This window comes from bacterium, assembly GCA_016124905.1.
Classification (GTDB): Bacteria; Pseudomonadota; Alphaproteobacteria; order Rickettsiales; family RI-342; genus RI-342.
Window position 1 is genome coordinate 1 of the sequence record WGMV01000021.1, and the last position, 18,230, is coordinate 18,230.

Consider the following 18,230-nt stretch of genomic DNA (forward strand, 5'->3'; position numbering starts at 1 on the left):
AGGGGATGATTACCATCCTTGCCAACGCCTCTCTGGCGCTCGGCCTTTTTACTGTGGGCGTAGGCATCGACCTGCACGTCATCCGCGGCGCCAAGCTCACCCTGCTGCTGGTCAACCTCCTCAAGCTCGTGGTCAATCCAGCGCTGGTCTATGCCTGTTGCCGTTTGATGGGCGTGGCGGGCGAACCGCTATCCATCGCCATGGTCTATTCCGTGCTGCCGGTAGCGGCCTCGTCTTACATCCTTGCCAAGAAGTTTGATGCCAATGCCGGGCTGATGGCCGCCATCACCGTCAGCACCGTGCTGTGCAGCGGTGTGGCGCTGGCGGTGATGCTGTGGCTGGTGACGGTGTAAAGACCACCATGATAGGCGCTCAGGCCGCTGCGGGCCCGGTTATTTCCTTTAAGGCGGCTGCTTCGCTTGAAATATCGCCGATGCTGCCGTCCATGGCTGCAATCGCCGCCTGCTGCTGGTCCGGGCTCAGCCGCGCCGCTTCAATCTGCCCGGCGGGGCCAAACCAGCCGCGAACCTTTTCGGCCGCTTTATCCGTCAGGCCTGCCGCCAGCGTAACATCCAGCCCCTCGCGCTTGCCCATCAGTTGAAAGCTTGGCCTGCCTTCCATATGGTCAAACCCCATCTGCACCAGCCAGATAGGCGTGGCGGGCAGAATCTCCCCTCCTTGGGCGATGCCCTCCAGCCTGCCGCGCCATGCCCCGGCTGCTGCCTCATGGCTGTTCCAGTATGCCATGGCGGGCAGTCCGCCGCGTGAATATTCCCAGCGCTTGGCATTCTCCTCGGCCATCAGGTGCGCTTCACCATGCACCGCCATGATGGAGGGCTGATAACGCGTCAGTTGTTCCGGGCCGATGCCTGCGCGCGCCAGCAGGGCTTCCGGCGCTTCCTGGCCATGCCAGATGATGGGAAGGGATTTATCCGCTGCCGCTTTCAGCAGCTGCCCTTCCAGCGCTTCCAGCAGCGGAGATAGCGCAATACGTTTGTCCAGCTCCCGCTCGAAACCCTGCGCATCCAGCCATTCGCGCACGGGCTTGAGGGCCTTGGTCAGCGCGCGTGGCAGCTTGGCGGCATCGCGCCCGGTGATAAGGTCGAAAATCGCATCCTGGCTGATCAGGGCGATTCCGTGCTGAGATGCGTTCTCCGTCAGTTCGTCTTCCAATATGCGCGGTGCCTGTTCCGCATGATGCAGTCCATGTTCGCAAACCTGCCAGAAATGTTGCCCCCCATCCAGCAGCCTGTCCTGTGGCAGCCGTCTCGCAAGCCGCTCCGCAGCGCTGCCATCCATGCCGTTCACAAGAATGAGCGGTGGCTTCTCTGTTAAGTCGGCAGAAACGCCTTTCAGCCAATAAGCGGCAATCTGTCTGGATAGTTCTTTGGTAGAAAGGTTGAAAGAATGTTCTTTTGCATCAAAGGAGTGATGGCGGTTTCTAAGGTTATGAAGGGCGCTAGTAGCTGCGTCATCGCCAATTTTATACAATATGTTATCGCTTATTTCTAATGCCTTGCCTTGTTCTAGGAGTGAGCTGGCCGTTAAATGATCCCGCGATGAAAGATTATTTATAGTGTTTTTTAAAGTGCTTGTCGCGCGTTCTTTAATAATATGGTTATAATTGTCGATCCAGTTTACCTGAGGGGAAGGTGGCGGATTTGCCTGCCGCGCTTCCCTTTGTGCCGCCAGCGCTTGCTTCACGGGTGTGAAGAACATGTCCTGAATCGTTTTGCCGGCAAGCTTTTCGGCTTCCGCCACGGGCCCATAGGCCAGCATGGTGGGTTCGCCTTCCGCAAGGGAGGCGATGCATTCGCGCAGGTCATCCAAGCTAAGGCGGTTGACGAGCTCAAGCACTTCCTGAGGGCGAATGGGGGCGGATGATTCGCCATGGAGCAGCAAGGTTTGCGAGACATAGTGAGAATCGCTGAAATTTAATTCAATAACAGATGATTGTATATTGCTTCTAATGTCATAGATGATTTTGTCAAACAGCGTTTTATTCATCGTTTTTGTGGAATCCGTCAGCAGGGTGCAGAGCACCTTCACCGCGCGTTCGAGCTTGTCAGGCGTGGTAGGCACCAGAATAAGCCCGTCGTCATGGAGCGCATTGAACACCGTCCCGGTCAACCCGGCGGATAGGTAGCTGATCCCTTGCTCGCGCAGCTGGCTAAGCAGGTAATGATTGAGAAAAAGCCCTACCGCCAGACCGTTAGCCAGGTTGTTGGGGTGTCTTTTGTCAAGCGAAGGCAGGCATAAGGCCAGGCCAAGCTGCGCGGTGGGGCGCTCGATCGCCGCCTCGGCCGGAGTGAAGGGCGCATCTGTGGAAGCGGTGCGTTCACCCACCTTGGCATTTCCGAAATAATGTCCGCACAGGGCAAGCAGTTCCGCGTGAGAAATAGCGCCGCTGGCGGAAACAGCCATGTTGGGTGGCGTATAATAACGCTGATGAAAGCTGTGGATATCCTTTGCGGTAATGGACTCAACGCTCTCCTGCGAGCCGGCGATAAGGGCCCGCTCAATTTTCCCTCCATGTGCAAGAGCTTGCGCCTGGTATAGGAGGTTGCGGAGGAAGTCATCCTCTATCATTGCCATTTCAGCCGAGATAACACCGCTTTCCGGCAGAACGCGCTCCGCGTCCACCAGGCCGGTGCGTATGCTGTTGGCAAGCAGATCAAAAACCCTTGGCACGTGCTTGCGCGGCAGGGTCACTTCAAACACCGTTTCTTCTAGGCTGGTGTGGGCATTAAAATCCTGGCAGTATTCCTCAAGTTTGAACATAAGGGGCCGTTCCCCCTGCCACGCCTGGTTTTGCGTCAGGATAAGATGCTCCAGCATATGCGCCAGCCCTTGCTTGCCCTCTGGGTCCTGCAGCATGCCGGCCTTAACGGTGAACATGATCTTGACGGGGGAATCGGGTGAGGTTTCCGGCTCAATCTGTTCAAAAAACTTGGGGATTTTTATTTTTGGAGAGAGAATATCCCTCAGCCCTATAGGGTCCTGACTGACCACCAGCAGCCCGTTATCCAGGGTGCTCACGCTCACCTTGCGTAGATGGGCCGGATGTTTCACGGTGACATGAGGCACGCTCAACTGCATTAAATCGTTGGTGGGCGGCAGTTGGTTCATCGCGCGGTCATCCCTGTGGAAAAAGAAAAATAGCTTAATATTTTTACTTATTTATGAAAATACGCCCTTTACCCCAACTTGCCCACAGACAAAAGCATTGGTTTTTGCTAGCCTTGCCGCATGAAGCACCATCTCACCCTGTTCGCAGCCTTATGGCTTGTTCCCGCACCGGCAATGGCGCAGTCATTGGCCGCACCGGCTCCCTCCGCGCAGGAAGATGCCGTAAAAACCGAAAAAGCGCAGCCATCGGTGAAAAAGCCGCGTGAAATCAAGGATGTAAATGCCTGGGGGCGCACGGTGCCTCCCAGTGGCCAGCTGGACAAGGATACCCGCAGCGCTTGGAACGACCTGGGCCAGCCCACAAAATCCCAGCAGGAGGGGCTGGAAAGCGATTCCCGCAATACCTGGCGCGCAACCCGCGCCGAAGGCAAAGAACAGCGCCGTTTTGGCCAGAACCGCTTTGATGGGCCCTACAACATCCTCCCCCGCCGTTATTATCCGTCTCCGGCGCGGCGCGGTTATTGACGGGCTGCGGCCAAATGCCGCATGGCGCATCCATGCGCCGGATAGTATAAAAGCATCGCCAACCAAGGAGTATCATCATGAAAACCCTTCTTTCCCTGCTTGCCCTTACCTTTGCCGTTGTCGCATTCAGCCCAGCCCAGGCCTGCGACAAGCACGACAACAATGGCAAATACCAGCAGGAAGCCCCTGCCAAAAAAGGCCTGTAATAATCCGGTCTTTTGTCATCATTCGGTCACGCAGCGGGGCTAAATCTGCTGCGTGATTGAGGAATAAGCATGCCCCAGCTGGCCACGTCCATTCATCAGGAAGACATGCGCATACCCGCGCCATCGGCGCGCCCGGTCGGTCAGCCGCGTCAGTTTTTCGTTCCCGAACAGAACCTTTCGCCCGAGCATCACCACAGCATGCTCGACCGCGTACTGCGTTATGCGGGCATTGGTTCAGCCGCCATTGCGCTGTCACCCTTCTTGCTCAAGCAGCTTGGCGTGGGCGCTTCGCCGGAAGGGGCAAAAGCCCGCGGCGAACTGGGGGATTTCGATTTTCTCGCCCGCTATTGCTGCCCGCTGATCGAAAAAAACAGCCCCGTCAAATTCATCGCCAACAGCCCCACCACCCACACCCCCACGCAATATACGGGCATTGCCGGGGCGGTGGCCTATGCGCTGGAACACATCCCCGTGGTGGGCGGCACCCTTGCCAAGGGCGATATTCAAAACGCCCTTGCCGGTGGCGGCCTCATGGTGCTGGGGCATTACAGCGGCCTTGGTCTTGAGCGGCTTTCGCAGCGCAGCGGCCGCAACGGCGCGGCCGGGCGCTTCCTGCGCGATGCTAGCCAGCTGATGGGCGTGGCGGTGGCCTTGCCTGCCATCCTGCCTGGCGTGGGGCATGGCGTGCAGTTTCTCACCGCTGTGGCAGGCATCGACCATCTGGATAAGGAACATCTGGACGCCACCGGCCCCGGTGCGGCCATCGCGGGCATCCTCGGCAAGGTGCCGGGCGCCTGCAAAGGGGCGGATAAGCTGACCGACGGCGCCACCGGCGCGGGTGGCATCCTGCTGGCTCAGCTCTGCTGCGCGCTGCCTGCCATTCTGGGTTCCTTGCCCGCGCTTTTCACCCCCGGCCGCCATGCCGACCGTCATGAAGGGCAGGAGCGCTAACATGAAACAGCATGCCATCCATCAACCCGCCGAGGATTACGGCAGCCTCTCCACCGAAGCCCTGCAGGAAAAACACCATGCCATGATGACGGAAGTCCATGCGCTGGAACATCCCGGCTGGCTCACACGCATCACCCGTGCGGGCGGGCGCGTGGCCGCCGCGGTGGCCGGGTTCGGCGCCACGCTGCTGGCGGCGGACCGTGCCTTTCTCGCCAAGGGCCGCGCCCTGCTCGGCGCCGAGGCGGCCGCTCCCGGCACGCTGGAACAGAAAGACGACGCCACCCTGGTGGCCGAAACCTACGGCACGCCGCCGGAAGGCCAGCAGCTTGCATGGCCGTGCGAAGGCTGCCCGGGCTGCCCCGGCGGCATGGCCGGTTGCCGCCCCACCTTCAAGCCGAAGGATGATGCACGCTTCACCCCCGCCACGGTGGAACGCGCCGCCGAATGGCTCCGCAACCGCCTGAAACAGGAAAACCCCGGCCATACGCCGATCCAGCGCAACACTTATGACCGCCAGCTCATCGCGGCGGGGGCGGCAGCCAGCGGGGTAGGGCTCCTGATGGCAAACCTGGCGGACCGGCTGCTCGGCAAACCCGAGCGCGCGCATCTGCACGAGTTGCGTCATGAATTACAGCATATCGAGGATGAGCTCGCAGCCCGCAGCCGCATGGAGGCGCTGACCGCTTCCCAACCGGCAAAGGTGGCCTAAATGACCGCCGCCGCGTTATCCAACTGGCAAACCCTGCTGCAGTCCGCCCTTCAGGAAGGCGCACGCGCCGCGCAGCAACGCTGGGTGGAGTTCGTCGGCCGCATCCAGCAGCTTGGCCTGATTGAGCCGGGCGAAAAAACCTTCGCCGAGCGCCAGAAGGAAACCGGCTACAGCAGCCTCTATCACGGCACCATCATCGACAACCACCCCTGCAACCCCGAGGGCGAGAAGATCTTCCAGCATGTGGAGATCCATTCCCCCGGCATCGGCGCAAAAGTAGAGCCGGGGGATTATATCGGCATCTTCCCGGAAAATGACGCCGACGAGGCAGCCATCATCCTCAAATTGACCGGGCTGGATGCCCATACCCCCGTCACCGTGACCGACCGCTTCCCCGGCTGGAACGACACCACCGTGACCCATACGCGCGAAATGAGCCTGCTTGATGCCCTCCGCCTGAAGATCGACCTGGTGACGCCGGGCATGAAGATGCTGGAGCTCCTTGCAAACCGCGAAGTGGAAGGCCTGCCCCCCCTGACGGCCGAGCGCCAGCGCGCGCTGAGGCAACGGCTTGCCGATGGCAACCGGGAAACCATCGACGCCTGGCGCAATGCCAACATGCTGAAGGATGTGCTGGCAGGCTTTTACGGCATTCCCGTCACCGCGCAGGAACTGGTGGACACGCGCGAACAGCTCGACCAGCGCCGCTTCACCATCGCCGCCATGGATGGCGACCGTCTCAGCATCATCGTCTCGCCCATCGAATACGAACGCACCACGCAAAAACTCATCGCCGACGACCCCACCTTCACCCGCCATATGGAAGGCGTGGCCAACCGCTTCCTTCGTGCCGCCGCCAACGGGCAGGAACTGGATTTCTACATCGACCCCTCCCATTTCGGCCTTCCCTGGAAAGCGCGGGAGCATGGCCACGCCCTCAGCCGCGCCGAGCGCCGCGCCGCCAGGCAGGCGGACATGATCTTCGTCGGCTCCGGCACCGGCATTGCGCCTTACATCCCGATGATGCAGGAGCTGAAAGAACAGGGGCACAGCGGCCATTGCTGGCTCATCACCGGCAACCGAACGCACAAGGACCTGCTGTGCGCCGACCGTTTGGAGGAACTGCGGAAGGACGGCACGCTGGACCGCATCTCCTTTGCCGCCTCGCGCGAGGAACCCCGCCGGTACGTGCAGGATATTGTCCGTGATGAAGGCAAGGAGATCTGGGACAGATTACAGCGCGGCGCCTATGTCTACATCTATGGCGACCGCGTAATGGGCCGTCAGGTAATGGATGCGCTGGAGCAGGTGGCCGCAACCCATGGCGGCCTGGACGGCGAAGCCGCCCGCCATTGGCGCGAAGGGCTGGAGCAGACCGGCCATATCCAGCTCCACACCTACCGTCAGAGCATGGAATTTGAGCGCGCGGCATGATCTGGCCATTCAACCTTTTGCAAAAGAAAAACGCTGCAGCCGCGCCGCCGCCTGCGGTGATGGTGGATGTGCTGGTGCTTGGCAGCGGCCCGGCGGGCTGCAACGCCGCCGTTTATGCCGCGCAGGCGGGCTATCGCACGCTGATCCTGGAAGGTCCCCAGCCCGGCGGTCAGCTGACCACCACCTGGATGGTGGATAATTTTCCCGGCTTTCCAGAGGCCGTTGACGGGGTGGAGCTGATGAACCGTATGCGCCAGCATGCCGAAGGTGCGGGCGCGGGGCTGAAGCAGGAATCCATCGTACGCGTCGATCTCTCCAAACGGCCATTTGAGCTTTATGGCGAATCCGGCCAGCTTTACATTGCCGACAGCCTCGTGGTTGCCACCGGCGCGAAAGCAAAAAAACTCGGCCTGCCGCATGAGGATGAACTGACCGGGCGCGGTGTTTCTTCCTGCGCCGTCTGCGATGGCCGCTTTTTTAAAGACAAGCCCGTGGCCGTGGTCGGCGGGGGCGATACCGCCCTGGAAGAGGCCATCTACCTTCGCCAGGTCGGGTGCGATGTCACGCTGCTGGTGCGGGGCGATCATCTCCGGGCCGGGCAGGCGATGCGGCGCAAGTTCGAGGCGCTGGAACCGCCCGTGCCGGTACGTTTTCATACCGAACTCACCGCCATCTGCCCGACGGCCGATGGCAGCCGTCTGGGTGGCGTCATGGTGCGCCATACGGAAACGGGCGAAGAACTCGGCTTGCCGGTGAGCGGCCTGTTCGTGGCCATCGGCCACACGCCGCAAACGCAACTTTTCAATGGCCAGTTGCGCATGGATGAACAGGGCTACCTGATGACGGAAGTCGGCAGCACGCAAACCTCCGTGGACGGTGTTTTCGCCGCGGGCGAGGTTGCCGCCGTCAATGCGCGTTATCGCCAGGCGGGCACCGCCGCGGGCGATGGCATCAAGGCCGGCATGGACGCCCCCCATTACCTGCAGGAGCAGGTGAGGGTGGAAGCCGCCGCCAAGGACGACATCCTGAGAGAGCAGGCCGAAACCTGGCTTGCCGCCGCGCAACCCGTACGGGGCGTTTTTTAAGCCCATCTGCGACAATTTGCCGTATCGACATCGAGATAATCATTCCTCAATAAGAACCCATGACCAGCCTGTTCCGAAAAGCCGACGACCTTCTGCGTATCCATTGCATTCATTACATGCGGCAGGATGAGGGGGAGGAACTGGCCGCCGAAGAGGCGTGGTACGCCATGCCCGGGCCAGACGATACGCCGCTTCTGGTGCATCTGCCCTCCTTCAAGGATATGCTGGAGACTGATTTTCTGGCTATTCAGCTGTTGGGGCTCGCCCGCAGGCAAAACCGCTACCTGCCGGATGACGCGCGGGAATTTCTTGAATATTACCGCACCAATCCCCCGAATATCGACAATCCGGTCTTTTACCTGCTCATGCGCGCGGGGCTTCAGAAACCTTACGACCGCATAGAAAACCTTTTTGAGAAAGCAGCTGAAAAAGCCGCGCATGACGGCGCGGGCTTCAGCGAAAAAAATGCGCGCTGGTACATGAAATTTTATGAGGATAACAGGGGTTTTTCCTCCATGCTCTACCGCATCGGCGATCTGGGCATCCGCGCCACGCTGTTCACCTATGCGGGCATGATGGGCGCCAATGGCGGCTACATTACCGACGCCCAGCTGCGCGACATGCTGCTGGAAATCCACGGCATGTCGCGTGATCCGGTGGGCGGCGTCAAGCATATGGCGGGCCATGCCGCCGACGACGCCATGGTCGCCCTGCGGCAGGCATGGCAGCATCTGGAGGAAACCGCCTCCCGCTGGCTTAAGTGAAACCGTAAAACACGGTAATTTGCCGGTATAATACTGGCCCATCTGGCCATAAAAGGCATGACAGGCCGGGCGCAAGATGCTAGAAACCCGCAAAATAAAAATCGCCTTATAAGGGAGGCATCGTGAAATCATCATCCAACCACGCATTGGCGGATACCGACATGAGCAAGAAAAAACCGTCCCAAACCAGCAATGACAATAAGGGCGGCAAGGTCATGAAAGCGGAATATGCCAGCGCGGACGCATTGCCCACCACCAACTGGCAAAAGCGCATCTGGGTGCTTTCCGATTACAAAATCGGCATCATTCCCGTCCCCATTTACCTGCTGATGGCCTGCCTTATCGGCGCATTCGCCCTGATGAGCGAAGCTCCAAGCGAAATTACCATGTTCATCGCGGTGATTTCCTTCTTCGGTTCCACCTGTGCGGAACTCGGCAAACGCCTTCCCATCATCCGCAGCGTCGGCGGCACGGTGATCCTGGCCACCTTCATTCCCTCATACCTGGTATATAAGGGATGGATCCCCAATCACCTGCTGGAGCCGGTGGTCACCTTCACCAAATCCACCAATTTCATCTATCTGTTTATCTCCTGCGTGATTGTCGGCAGCATCCTCGGCATGAACCGCGATATGCTGATCAAGGGCTTTTTGCGTATTTTTGTGCCGCTTGCGGCCGGTTCCATTGTGGCTGCCTGTGTGGGCACGCTTGCGGGCATCGCGCTCGGCCTTGAGGCAGAAAAGGCGTTTTTCTACATCGTCGTTCCCATCATGGCGGGCGGCGTGGGCGAAGGCGCCATCCCTCTTTCCATCGGTTATTCCCAGGTGCTCGGGCAGGAGCAGGGCGCGCTTTTTGCCGAAATTCTCCCCGTGGTCATGCTCGGCAGCCTCACCGCCATCCTTACCGCGGGCATGCTGAACCATCTCGGCAAAAAGAAACCGGAATGGTCCGGCGAAGGCCAGCTGATGAAAACCGGCGATGAAGGCATCACCACGCCCGGCGCGAAAGAACGCGAAGGCTTCGCGTTCGATGCCGCCGGTCTTTCCGCCGGTGCGCTGCTGGCCGTTTCGCTCTACCTGGCCGGTGTGCTTTGTCACGAGCTGTTTGGCTTGCCCGCGCCGGTGGCCATGCTGTTTCTGGCGGTGATGGTGAAACTGGCCCGCGCCTTTCCTCCGCGTCTGGAAGACAGCGCCTACATGGTCTATAAATTCTTTTCCGTCGGCGTCACCTATCCGCTGCTGTTCGCCATCGGCGTGGCCATGACCCCCTGGGACAAGCTGATGACCGCCTTCACGCTTCCCTACATCCTCACCATCATGGCCACGGTATTGAGCCTGATCGCCACCGGCTTCTTCGTCGGCCACAAGCTCAACATGTATCCCATTGAGGCGGCCATCGTGAATGCCTGCCACAGCGGGCAGGGCGGCACGGGCGACATCGCCATCCTGACGGCCGCCAACCGTATGGTTCTGATGCCTTTCGCGCAGATCTCCACCCGTATCGGCGGCGCCATCACGGTGACGCTGGCTATTGTGGCGCTGCGCTATCTGCACTAGGAATATCGCTCCACCTTTCCACGGATAGGGCTGCACATGACTGACGCCTTGCTGGTGAACGACGTCACCCGGCTGAACCCCATCACCGTGGGGCGCGTGATGAAACCCGGCACGGTGGAACAGGTTCAGCAGATCATCCGCCAGGGCGAGGGTCGCATCTCCATCGGCGGCGGCCGTTTCAGCATGGGCGGGCAGACGGCGCTGGAAAACAGCGTCCATCTCGACATGCGCGGCCTCAACAGCATCCTGGAATATAACCCGTCGCAAAAAACCATCCGGGTGCAGGCCGGCATCCGCTGGCGCGACATCCAGGAGCGCATCGACGGCGACAACCTCTCCGTCAAGATCATGCAGACCTATGCCAATTTCACCGTGGGTGGTTCGCTGAGCGTCAACGCCCATGGTCGCTATATCGGCCTTGGTCCGCTGATTCTTTCCGTCCGCTCCATCGCCCTTGTATTGAGCGACGGACTGCTGGTGGAAGCCAGCCCCCAGCATAACAGCGATCTCTTCTACGGCGCCATCGGCGGTTACGGCGCGCTCGGCATCATCGTGGAAGCCACGCTGGAACTGGCCGACAACGTGCCGATGGAGCGCGACGCCATTAAGCTGCTCGCCAGCGATTACCGCCAGTATTTCCTGCACTACATCAAGCCGGACAAGGGCGTCATCTTCCACAATGCCGACATCTACCCGCCCGACTACACGCGCATGTGCGCCGTCACCTGGCGCACAACCGATAAGCCGGTCACCGTGCCGCATCGTCTGAAACCGGTCAAAAACGGCTATTGGCTGGAGCGTTATTTCATCTGGGCCTTTACTGAAACCCCCTTCGGCAAATGGCGGCGTGAACACATCATCGACCCGCTTTTATACCGCACGCCAAAAATCGTCTGGCGCAATTACGAAGCCAGCTACGACGTGGCCGAGCTGGAGCCCGTCACCCGCAAATACAGCACCTATGTGCTACAGGAATATTTCGTGCCCGTCGGCCGGTTCGATTCCTTCCTGGCCAAAATGACCATGATTTTACGCAAGCACCGCGCCAACCTGCTCAACATCTCCGTCCGCCATGCCTACAAGGACCCCGGCAGCATCATGGCCTGGGCGCGGGAGGAGGTCTATTCCTTCGTCATCTATTACAAACAGGGCACCGGCCAATTGGCGAAAGAGCGCGTCTCCCTCTGGACGCGTGAACTGATCGACGCCGCCATCGCCCATGGCGGCTGTTATTACCTGCCATACCAGCCGCACGCCACCCCGGCGCAGTTCTTCGCCGCCTATCCGCGCGCCAGGGAGTTCTTCGCCCTCAAGCGCCGGGTGGACCCGCACGGCCGCTTCATGAACAAACTGCTGGAACGCTACCTCGACAAGGAACCGGTGTGATGCCTATCCTCACCGCGCCGACCAACAGCTACCCGAGCGATTTTCACGTCATCTATGATAATGCTGCCTGGCGCGCCAGGTTCGTCGATTTCCTCACCCATGTCTACCACCTCTACCCCGAGAAAAAATTCGACGCGCTGATTGCCGATGCCGTCAGCAAACACAGCGACGACCAGTCCATCTACACCGCCATCCAGGCAGGCCTGCCGGGCATCAAGCCCTTCCTTGCCGATCTCTTCTACGCGCTGCCTGCGCTCTTCAAACAAAAACAGGAAATGGCGAAAGAAACGCTGGAGCTGCTGGGCGCCAATATTGCCATCCACGGCTATGCCGAAATCGGCACCACTGGGCGCTATATCGGCACATTGAAAAAACACCTCAATCTCACCGGCCCGTTGTATCTCATCAACGATGTCGCCCCCACCAATTCTCCGGTGGATATCGTCGAACGCGGCCAGATCAAGCCGCTCGGCCATTTCATTCCGCTGAATGATTACGCGCCCATCACCGGCATTCCGGATGCCAGCCTTGATCTGGTCACCTGCTACATCGGCCTGCACCATGCCCCGCTCGATAAGCTGGACGCGTTCGTCGATTCCATCCGCCGCACGCTCTGCAAGGGCGGGCGTTTCATCGTGCGCGATCACGATGTCACCAGCCCCGACATGTGGGCCTTCGTCAGTCTGGCCCATGCCGTCTTCAATGCCGGTCTGAAGGTGAAATGGGAGGTCAATGCTGCGGAGCTTCGCCATTTCACGGCAAGGGAAAAACTGGTGGAATATCTCGCCGCCCACGGTCTGACGTTTGAAGGCAAAGCGCTTGCGCAAAAAGGCGACCCGTCCGACAACCTGCTGATGGGTTTCCGCGCGTCATGACAATGCGCCGCAAGCTCATCACTGTCTTTTTTCTTACGTTAATCGGTCTCGGCATCTGGCACGCACAGGCGGAGCCGGTGGAAGCCCCGGTGGAACATCGCCGCGGCGAGGAACAGACCTACCTGACTTTCCCCGAATGGTGGATCGTCTACAGTTCCGACGATTATGCCCGCTTCATCAAGGATCATCCGCCGAGTGATTTTCCCTACTGGCACGAGATCGCCCAGTTCTGGAGCGGTTACGGCCATATCATCGACATCACCGGCGATGACAGATACCAGCGCAACATCGGCTATCACGTCATGGTGCTGGTTATCGGCACGAGCCTGACGGTCGAATATGCCGTAAAATCCGTCTACGAAAATACCCTCGGCCGCCTCAGCGAATGGTCGCGTGACAAGCCGACTGAAGAGGATGAATACGCCGCAAAAATAGCCGCCGACTATGTGGATTTCATCCGCGTCGATCCCTGGTATCTCTATGATTTCGGCAAGGCCCTTCGCGGCGTGTGGGACAAGACCGGCTTTTCCGGCCCCGATAAGTTCCGCAAGATCGAGCGCAAATTCGCCCTCAGTTTCGAATATGGCTTCAAGGCCGCCTATGCCTGGATCATCAAGCTCGCCACCCATGCCGCCTACGACGCGCCGGTGCCTGTCACCGCCACGCTGGTGAGCGACCTGCCGGATGCTGCACTTGCTTCCATGAAAGACGCCAAGCCCCAAGGCAAACCGGCCAAGGAAGGCACGATGCTGCTCCTGCCGCGCTATCAGGCCTTCACCGCGCGGGCGCAAACCATCGCCGAAGCCGGCGGTAATTTCCATGAAATTGCCGGTAACCGTGGCGAAATATTACTCAGCGCCATCGCCCCGAAACCATGGGATGCCCTGCCCAAACAGGCCGCCATGCTCTTCTCGCAGCCCATCCTGATCGATGAAACCAGGCAGCGCCTCGTCATCCGCACGCAGGTGGGCGATCTGGCCGAACTGCTCCGTGCGCTCCATGCGGAGAAGATAGAGATAGAGCATATCTACGATTACTGAGATTTATCCCGTCAGCGCATCCAGAAAATCCTGGTACCAATGCTCCAGCGTCTGGTTGGAAATGGTGCGGTAAAGCGCCTGCCAGCGTTCCTTTCGCTCGCGCAGGGGCATCGCCAGCGCCTGGCGGATGCTGCTCGCCATATCCTCCACATCATAGGGGTTTACCAGCATGGCTTGCTGCAGTTCTTCCGCAGCACCGGCAAAGCGTGAGAGCACCAGCACGCCGGGGTTCTCAGGGTCCTGCGCGGCGATGAATTCCTTGGCCACCAGGTTCATGCCGTCGCGCAGCGGCGTCACCAGGCACACCCGCGCCATTCGGTAGAAGGCGGCAAGCAGTTCCCGCCGTACACCGCTTACCAGAAAGCGGATCGGCACCCAGTCCACATCGGCATATTTGCCATTGATATGGCCGACCAGCGCCTCGGTCTCCGCGCGCAATTGGGCATATTGTTCCACCCCCTCCCGCGTGGGTGGGGCGATTTGGAGAAAAGAGAACGCCTTGCGCAGGCTCTGGTCATTGGCCAGCATCGTATCGATAGCCTTCATGCGCGGCACGATGCCCTTGCTGTAATCCAGCCGGTCCACGCCGAGGATCAGCTGCCTTCCGGCCAGGCTTGCCAGAAGGTCCTTGGCCTTGGGGTCATATTGGGTTCGTTCGGCCATGGCATGAAAACGCTCCGTCTGAATGCCGATGGGGAAATGGCCGAACATCGTTTCGCGCGCGGTTTCGCCGTCGCCCTCCGGCCGGAGGTTTTCGGATGCGCTGTAATCGCGAAAGGCTTCCAGGTCGCGCTGGGTCTGAAACCCTACCACGTCATAGGCATAAAGGCACTCCATCAGCTGCTTATGCACCGGCAGCGTCAGCAGCACATCCTTGGAGGCAAAGGGTGTGTGCAGAAAAAACCCGATGCGGTTGGTTACACCCCGTGCGCGCAGCGCCGCCGCAAGCGGAATGAAGTGAAAATCATGCACCCAGATCACATCGGTCGGCTTCAGCCGTTCCACCAGTAGATCGGCGAACTGGCGGTTGACCTCCAGATAGGTTTCATACGGGGCGGAGGAAAAGGAGGACAGGCCGACATTTTCATGCATCAAGGGCCAAAGAACGCCGTTGCAGAACTGCTGATAAAACCCCTCATGCTCCGCCGCGGAAAGGTCGCGCACGATGTGCGACACATCGCCCTGCGTCTGTTCCTGCGGGGCACGGCTGTCGCTCACCTTGCCGCTCCATCCCACCCAGATGCCGCCATGGTTCTGCAGCACACCGCTCATGGCCACGGCCAGCCCGCCGGTATTGACCTTGCCGCCTTTCAGGGGCGACACGCGGTTGGAAACGATGATCACCCGCTGGTCATGCGTTTGTGTTGCCTGTTTACGCAGCTTGCGCAGCGGCTGGCTGGCCAGCTGCGCATTGCCGAAATAGGCCAGTTGCGAAAGCCACCTGCGCATCTGGGCCGGGTCGTCGGCGTAATGGATGCCCTCGGGCAGCCTGGCTCCTCCCACCTTCACCGCATGCCCGTGCATGTCCCGCACGGCGATCAAGGCGGCTTCGTCGGTCGTGTCATCGCCCGCATAAACCGGCTTACGGGCAGAGAACGCCTTCATCCCGTGCAGCCGGCGGACCTGTTCGACCTTGGTGAACGCCTTGGGCTTGATCTCAAACACCATTTTGCCCGGCAGCACCTGCCAGCCGTCGCCCAGCCCGGCGCAGATGGCGTTTGCCCTCGTGCCCAGAGCTTCCGCCACATCCGGGCAGCGGCGGTAATGCAAGGCCACTGAAAGCGGCTTATGTTCGATCAGCAGGCGTGGAAACGCATTCAGCAGCACCTGGCAATCCGTCAGCAGCCTGTCTTTTTGTTGCTTCAGCTCGGCTGTACCTGCGCGTTGCAGGCGCTTACCGGCAAATCGCACTTCCCCGCCATGCAGCCCGATGGCATTCAGTTGCAATGGGGAGAACAGCGCATCCAGCTCTGCCACGCTGCGCCCGCTCATCAGCACCAATGCGCTGTTCAGCGTCTCATGCAGCCGCAGCAGCGAATCCTTTAGTGCCAGGGGCACGCTCACTGCATCCGGCCGCGGGGCAATATCCAGCAGCGTGCCGTCCACATCCAGCATCAGCAGCCAGTTGCCTGGGTGCTCAAGCGGCAGGGGAGCGTCAAGGTCAGGGGACAATGTGTTTCGCAACGGGTGAAACATGGGCGGCGGAACCTTTCATCAGTGCGCCCATAAAAAAGGAAGCGGCGCTAAAAATTCCATGCGGCGAAGGATTACGAAACGTAATTCCTTAGTGAATGTTGATATGCCGGGAATTAGGCTACTCTAGCATCACAACACGGAGAAGCACAATGAAAACGCACTGGAAAATAATAGCCGCCATGCTGACGCTGGCCACAACGGCCGAGGCTTTCGCCCAGTCACCTGGCGTTGAGCGCCGCACTGCCATCAAAGAGAAGCTTCAGGAAAAACTTGCCGAGATGGATACCAACCACGACGGCAATATTTCCCGCGCGGAATACATGGCCAATGCCGAAGCGCGCTTTCACAAGCTGGATCTGGACAATGACGGCCAGATCAGCGCCACGGAACGCGGCGAGGTGAAAAACAAAATCCAGCAATGGCGTAAAAAAGCATCGGCGACCGAATACCAGTCCTATCCGTAAGCTACTGGCTGCAGACGATCGCCAGCGTCAGCAGGGCGGCAATTCCTGCCAGCCACAGGGACGGTTTCTGCCCTCGCCCGGGCATCAGGCTCAGGCCGAAATAGGCCCACAGCCCGAATGCCAGTGATTTATCCAGGCTGAAGGTCAGCAGGGAGATGGCGCCCATCGCCAGCGTCACGGCGATGTCGAAACGGCTGAAGCCGCCATCCTCGCGGGAGCCCAAGGCGCTGGAAAGAATGAGATACCCAACATACACCAGCACGCCCGCCGCGGCCTGCGACGGCACCAGTGTCAGCAGAGGAGCGAAATAGAAACTGCCCCACACGCCGAGCGCCATCAGAATCGCGCAGACAACGGAGGTCAGCCCCGTGCGTCCGCCCGCCTTGATGCCGACAGCGCTTTCCACGAAAATGATGAGGCTGGAGGTGCCGAGCATCGCCCCGCCCACCGTGCCGAGCCCGTCCACCCACAGGCCCTGTTTCATGTTGCGCACATTGCCGTTTTTGTCCTGAATGCTGGTGTTGCTCGTCAGGCCGATGAACTGGCCGATGCCTTCAAAGAAGTTCAGCACGAAAAACACGATCACCGGCACCCAGAACTCACTGTGGAAAAAGACCGAGAAATCCATCTGCATGAAGGTGGCCAGCACGCTGCCCTCGCTGCTGGAGGGGAGAGGCGCATCGCTCGGCGGCATGATGCGGTGATACAAAATGGCGGCCAGAATGATGGCCACGATCATCCCGGCGGGAAAGCGCAGCCGCTTCATCCCCAGCACGGCGGAAACCACCAGCCCAAGCGCAAGCACCATGGCCAGCGGGCTGGTGAAATTGCCAATCCCCATGGCGTCGATATCAATAAGCCCCGTGGGCGTGAACACCAGCACCTTGGCAATGAACAACCCGATGGTGGCCATAAATACCCCAATCGTCACCGTGATGGCCTTTTTCAACCCGCGCGGAATGGAATCCACAATTGCCTGGCGAATCGGCAATGCCGTTAAAATCACACAGATAATGCCGGAGACAAATACGGTCGCCAGCCCCTGCTGCCAGGTGAGCCCAAGCTTTTGGCACACAATGAAGGTGAAATAGCTGTTCATGGTCATGCCCGGCGCCACGGCAAAGGGCAGGCGGGCCCAAAGCCCCATGGCCAGCGTGGCCAGCGCGGCCGATGCCGCCGTGGCAAACAGCGCCGCTTTCGCGTCAATCCCCGCCTGGCTCAAAATGGCCGGATTGACGAGGAAGATATAGACAAGGCTGAGATAGGTGGCGATGCCCGCCAGAACTTCCGTGGTGATGGTGGTGCCATAGGTCTCCAGCTCGAAATAACGCGAAATCCGACCGGCAATATTCGACACCATGAGCAATCCCTATCCATGACGGTAAACAGCAACCGTTCATTCATAGTGAGCAATCAGGGGATGCACAATTCCTATTATGGAGCGCTTTAGCGCGACTGGCCCATCCATGCGGAGCATGGTAAATCAATAGGAGGCCCCGCGCCCTCATGGGCGCGTAAAGCGAGCGAAGCGAGCCAACTAAGCCAGACCGGCTTGGTTCGCCAAGCCATTCGTGTTCGCCGCCAGCTGGATATTCACCAGATCATGCAGCTTGGTGCTGATGGTGGTTGCATCCAACGACATGCTCGGCTTGACGGAAAGGAAACCCGCAACCTGCTCGATCAGCGAATCATGCTTGTCCTTCGGCTGGGCGGCCACCACGCGGGCGGAGTTCTCCAGCACCTTATCGGCGGCGGCTGCGTCCAGTCCTGTGACCTTTTCCTGGGATTTGTCGGTCATGCCCATCAGCACGTTACCGGTGGAAAAGCCAGCCACAGCCAGCAGCTTCAGCAGGTAACTCTTCTGTTCCGGGTCGCGCGCGCGTTCCTGCAACGCATCCAGCGCCAGCGTC

The 18,230-nt window shown here is 59.7% G+C and carries 14 protein-coding genes; 11 read left to right on the top strand and 3 right to left on the bottom strand.

The genetic code is table 11. The features are described 5' to 3' along the window. Nucleotides 1-372 precede the first annotated feature (372 nt). The gene (locus GC177_06255; protein ID MBI1275556.1) at nucleotides 373-3,129 is read right to left on the bottom strand and encodes a hypothetical protein; all 2,757 of its coding nucleotides are present in this window, start codon (nucleotides 3,127-3,129) and stop codon (nucleotides 373-375) included. 120 nt (nucleotides 3,130-3,249) lie between these two features. Between GC177_06255 and GC177_06260 the strand changes: the two genes are divergently transcribed. From GC177_06260 to GC177_06305, 10 genes are all read left to right on the top strand, one after another. Then, nucleotides 3,250-3,654: a hypothetical protein gene (locus GC177_06260; protein MBI1275557.1), complete on the top strand. Its 405-nt coding sequence runs from the start codon at nucleotides 3,250-3,252 to the stop codon at nucleotides 3,652-3,654. A 275-nt stretch (nucleotides 3,655-3,929) separates the two neighbouring features. Then, the gene (locus GC177_06265) at nucleotides 3,930-4,811 is read left to right on the top strand and encodes a hypothetical protein (GenBank protein MBI1275558.1); all 882 of its coding nucleotides are present in this window, start codon (nucleotides 3,930-3,932) and stop codon (nucleotides 4,809-4,811) included. Between the two features lies 1 nt (nucleotide 4,812). Then, nucleotides 4,813-5,520, top strand: coding sequence for a hypothetical protein (locus GC177_06270; GenBank protein ID MBI1275559.1), 708 nt, complete (start codon nucleotides 4,813-4,815; stop codon nucleotides 5,518-5,520). Beyond that, nucleotides 5,521-6,954 carry a hypothetical protein gene (locus GC177_06275; protein MBI1275560.1) on the top strand — a complete coding sequence of 478 codons (1,434 nt, stop codon included), beginning with the start codon at nucleotides 5,521-5,523 and terminating at the stop codon, nucleotides 6,952-6,954. A 59-nt stretch (nucleotides 6,955-7,013) separates the two neighbouring features. Further along, on the top strand, nucleotides 7,014-8,039 hold the full coding sequence (locus GC177_06280) for an NAD(P)-binding protein (protein MBI1275561.1): 1,026 nt from the start codon (nucleotides 7,014-7,016) through the stop codon (nucleotides 8,037-8,039). Nucleotides 8,040-8,098: 59 nt separating this feature from the next. Beyond that, nucleotides 8,099-8,803, top strand: coding sequence for a hypothetical protein (locus GC177_06285; protein MBI1275562.1), 705 nt, complete (start codon nucleotides 8,099-8,101; stop codon nucleotides 8,801-8,803). Nucleotides 8,804-9,018: 215 nt separating this feature from the next. Beyond that, complete coding sequence (locus tag GC177_06290; protein ID MBI1275563.1) at nucleotides 9,019-10,359, top strand: malate permease; 1,341 nt, start codon at nucleotides 9,019-9,021, stop codon at nucleotides 10,357-10,359. Between the two features lie 36 nt (nucleotides 10,360-10,395). Continuing rightward, a complete protein-coding gene (locus GC177_06295) occupies nucleotides 10,396-11,745 on the top strand; it encodes an FAD-binding protein (protein ID MBI1275564.1) in 1,350 nt (449 codons plus the stop codon). Next, nucleotides 11,745-12,620, top strand: coding sequence for a methyltransferase domain-containing protein (locus GC177_06300; protein ID MBI1275565.1), 876 nt, complete (start codon nucleotides 11,745-11,747; stop codon nucleotides 12,618-12,620). Before GC177_06295 ends, GC177_06300 begins: the two co-directional genes overlap by 1 nt. Continuing rightward, the gene (locus GC177_06305) at nucleotides 12,617-13,660 is read left to right on the top strand and encodes a hypothetical protein (protein MBI1275566.1); all 1,044 of its coding nucleotides are present in this window, start codon (nucleotides 12,617-12,619) and stop codon (nucleotides 13,658-13,660) included. The genes GC177_06300 and GC177_06305 overlap by 4 nt, the downstream gene beginning before the upstream one ends. 3 nt (nucleotides 13,661-13,663) lie before the next feature. On the opposite strand, the gene GC177_06310 is transcribed toward GC177_06305, so the two are convergent. After that, complete coding sequence (locus GC177_06310) at nucleotides 13,664-15,109, bottom strand: trehalose-6-phosphate synthase (GenBank protein ID MBI1275567.1); 1,446 nt, start codon at nucleotides 15,107-15,109, stop codon at nucleotides 13,664-13,666. 842 nt (nucleotides 15,110-15,951) lie between these two features. On the opposite strand from GC177_06310, the gene GC177_06315 reads away from it, so the two are divergent. Then, entirely contained in the window at nucleotides 15,952-16,320 is a 369-nt protein-coding gene (locus GC177_06315) for a hypothetical protein (GenBank protein ID MBI1275568.1), read from the top strand. A 1-nt stretch (nucleotide 16,321) separates the two neighbouring features. Here GC177_06315 and GC177_06320 read toward each other — a convergent pair whose 3' ends face one another. Further along, nucleotides 16,322-17,680 carry a hypothetical protein gene (locus GC177_06320; GenBank protein ID MBI1275569.1) on the bottom strand — a complete coding sequence of 453 codons (1,359 nt, stop codon included), beginning with the start codon at nucleotides 17,678-17,680 and terminating at the stop codon, nucleotides 16,322-16,324. Nucleotides 17,681-18,230: the final 550 nt, after the last annotated feature.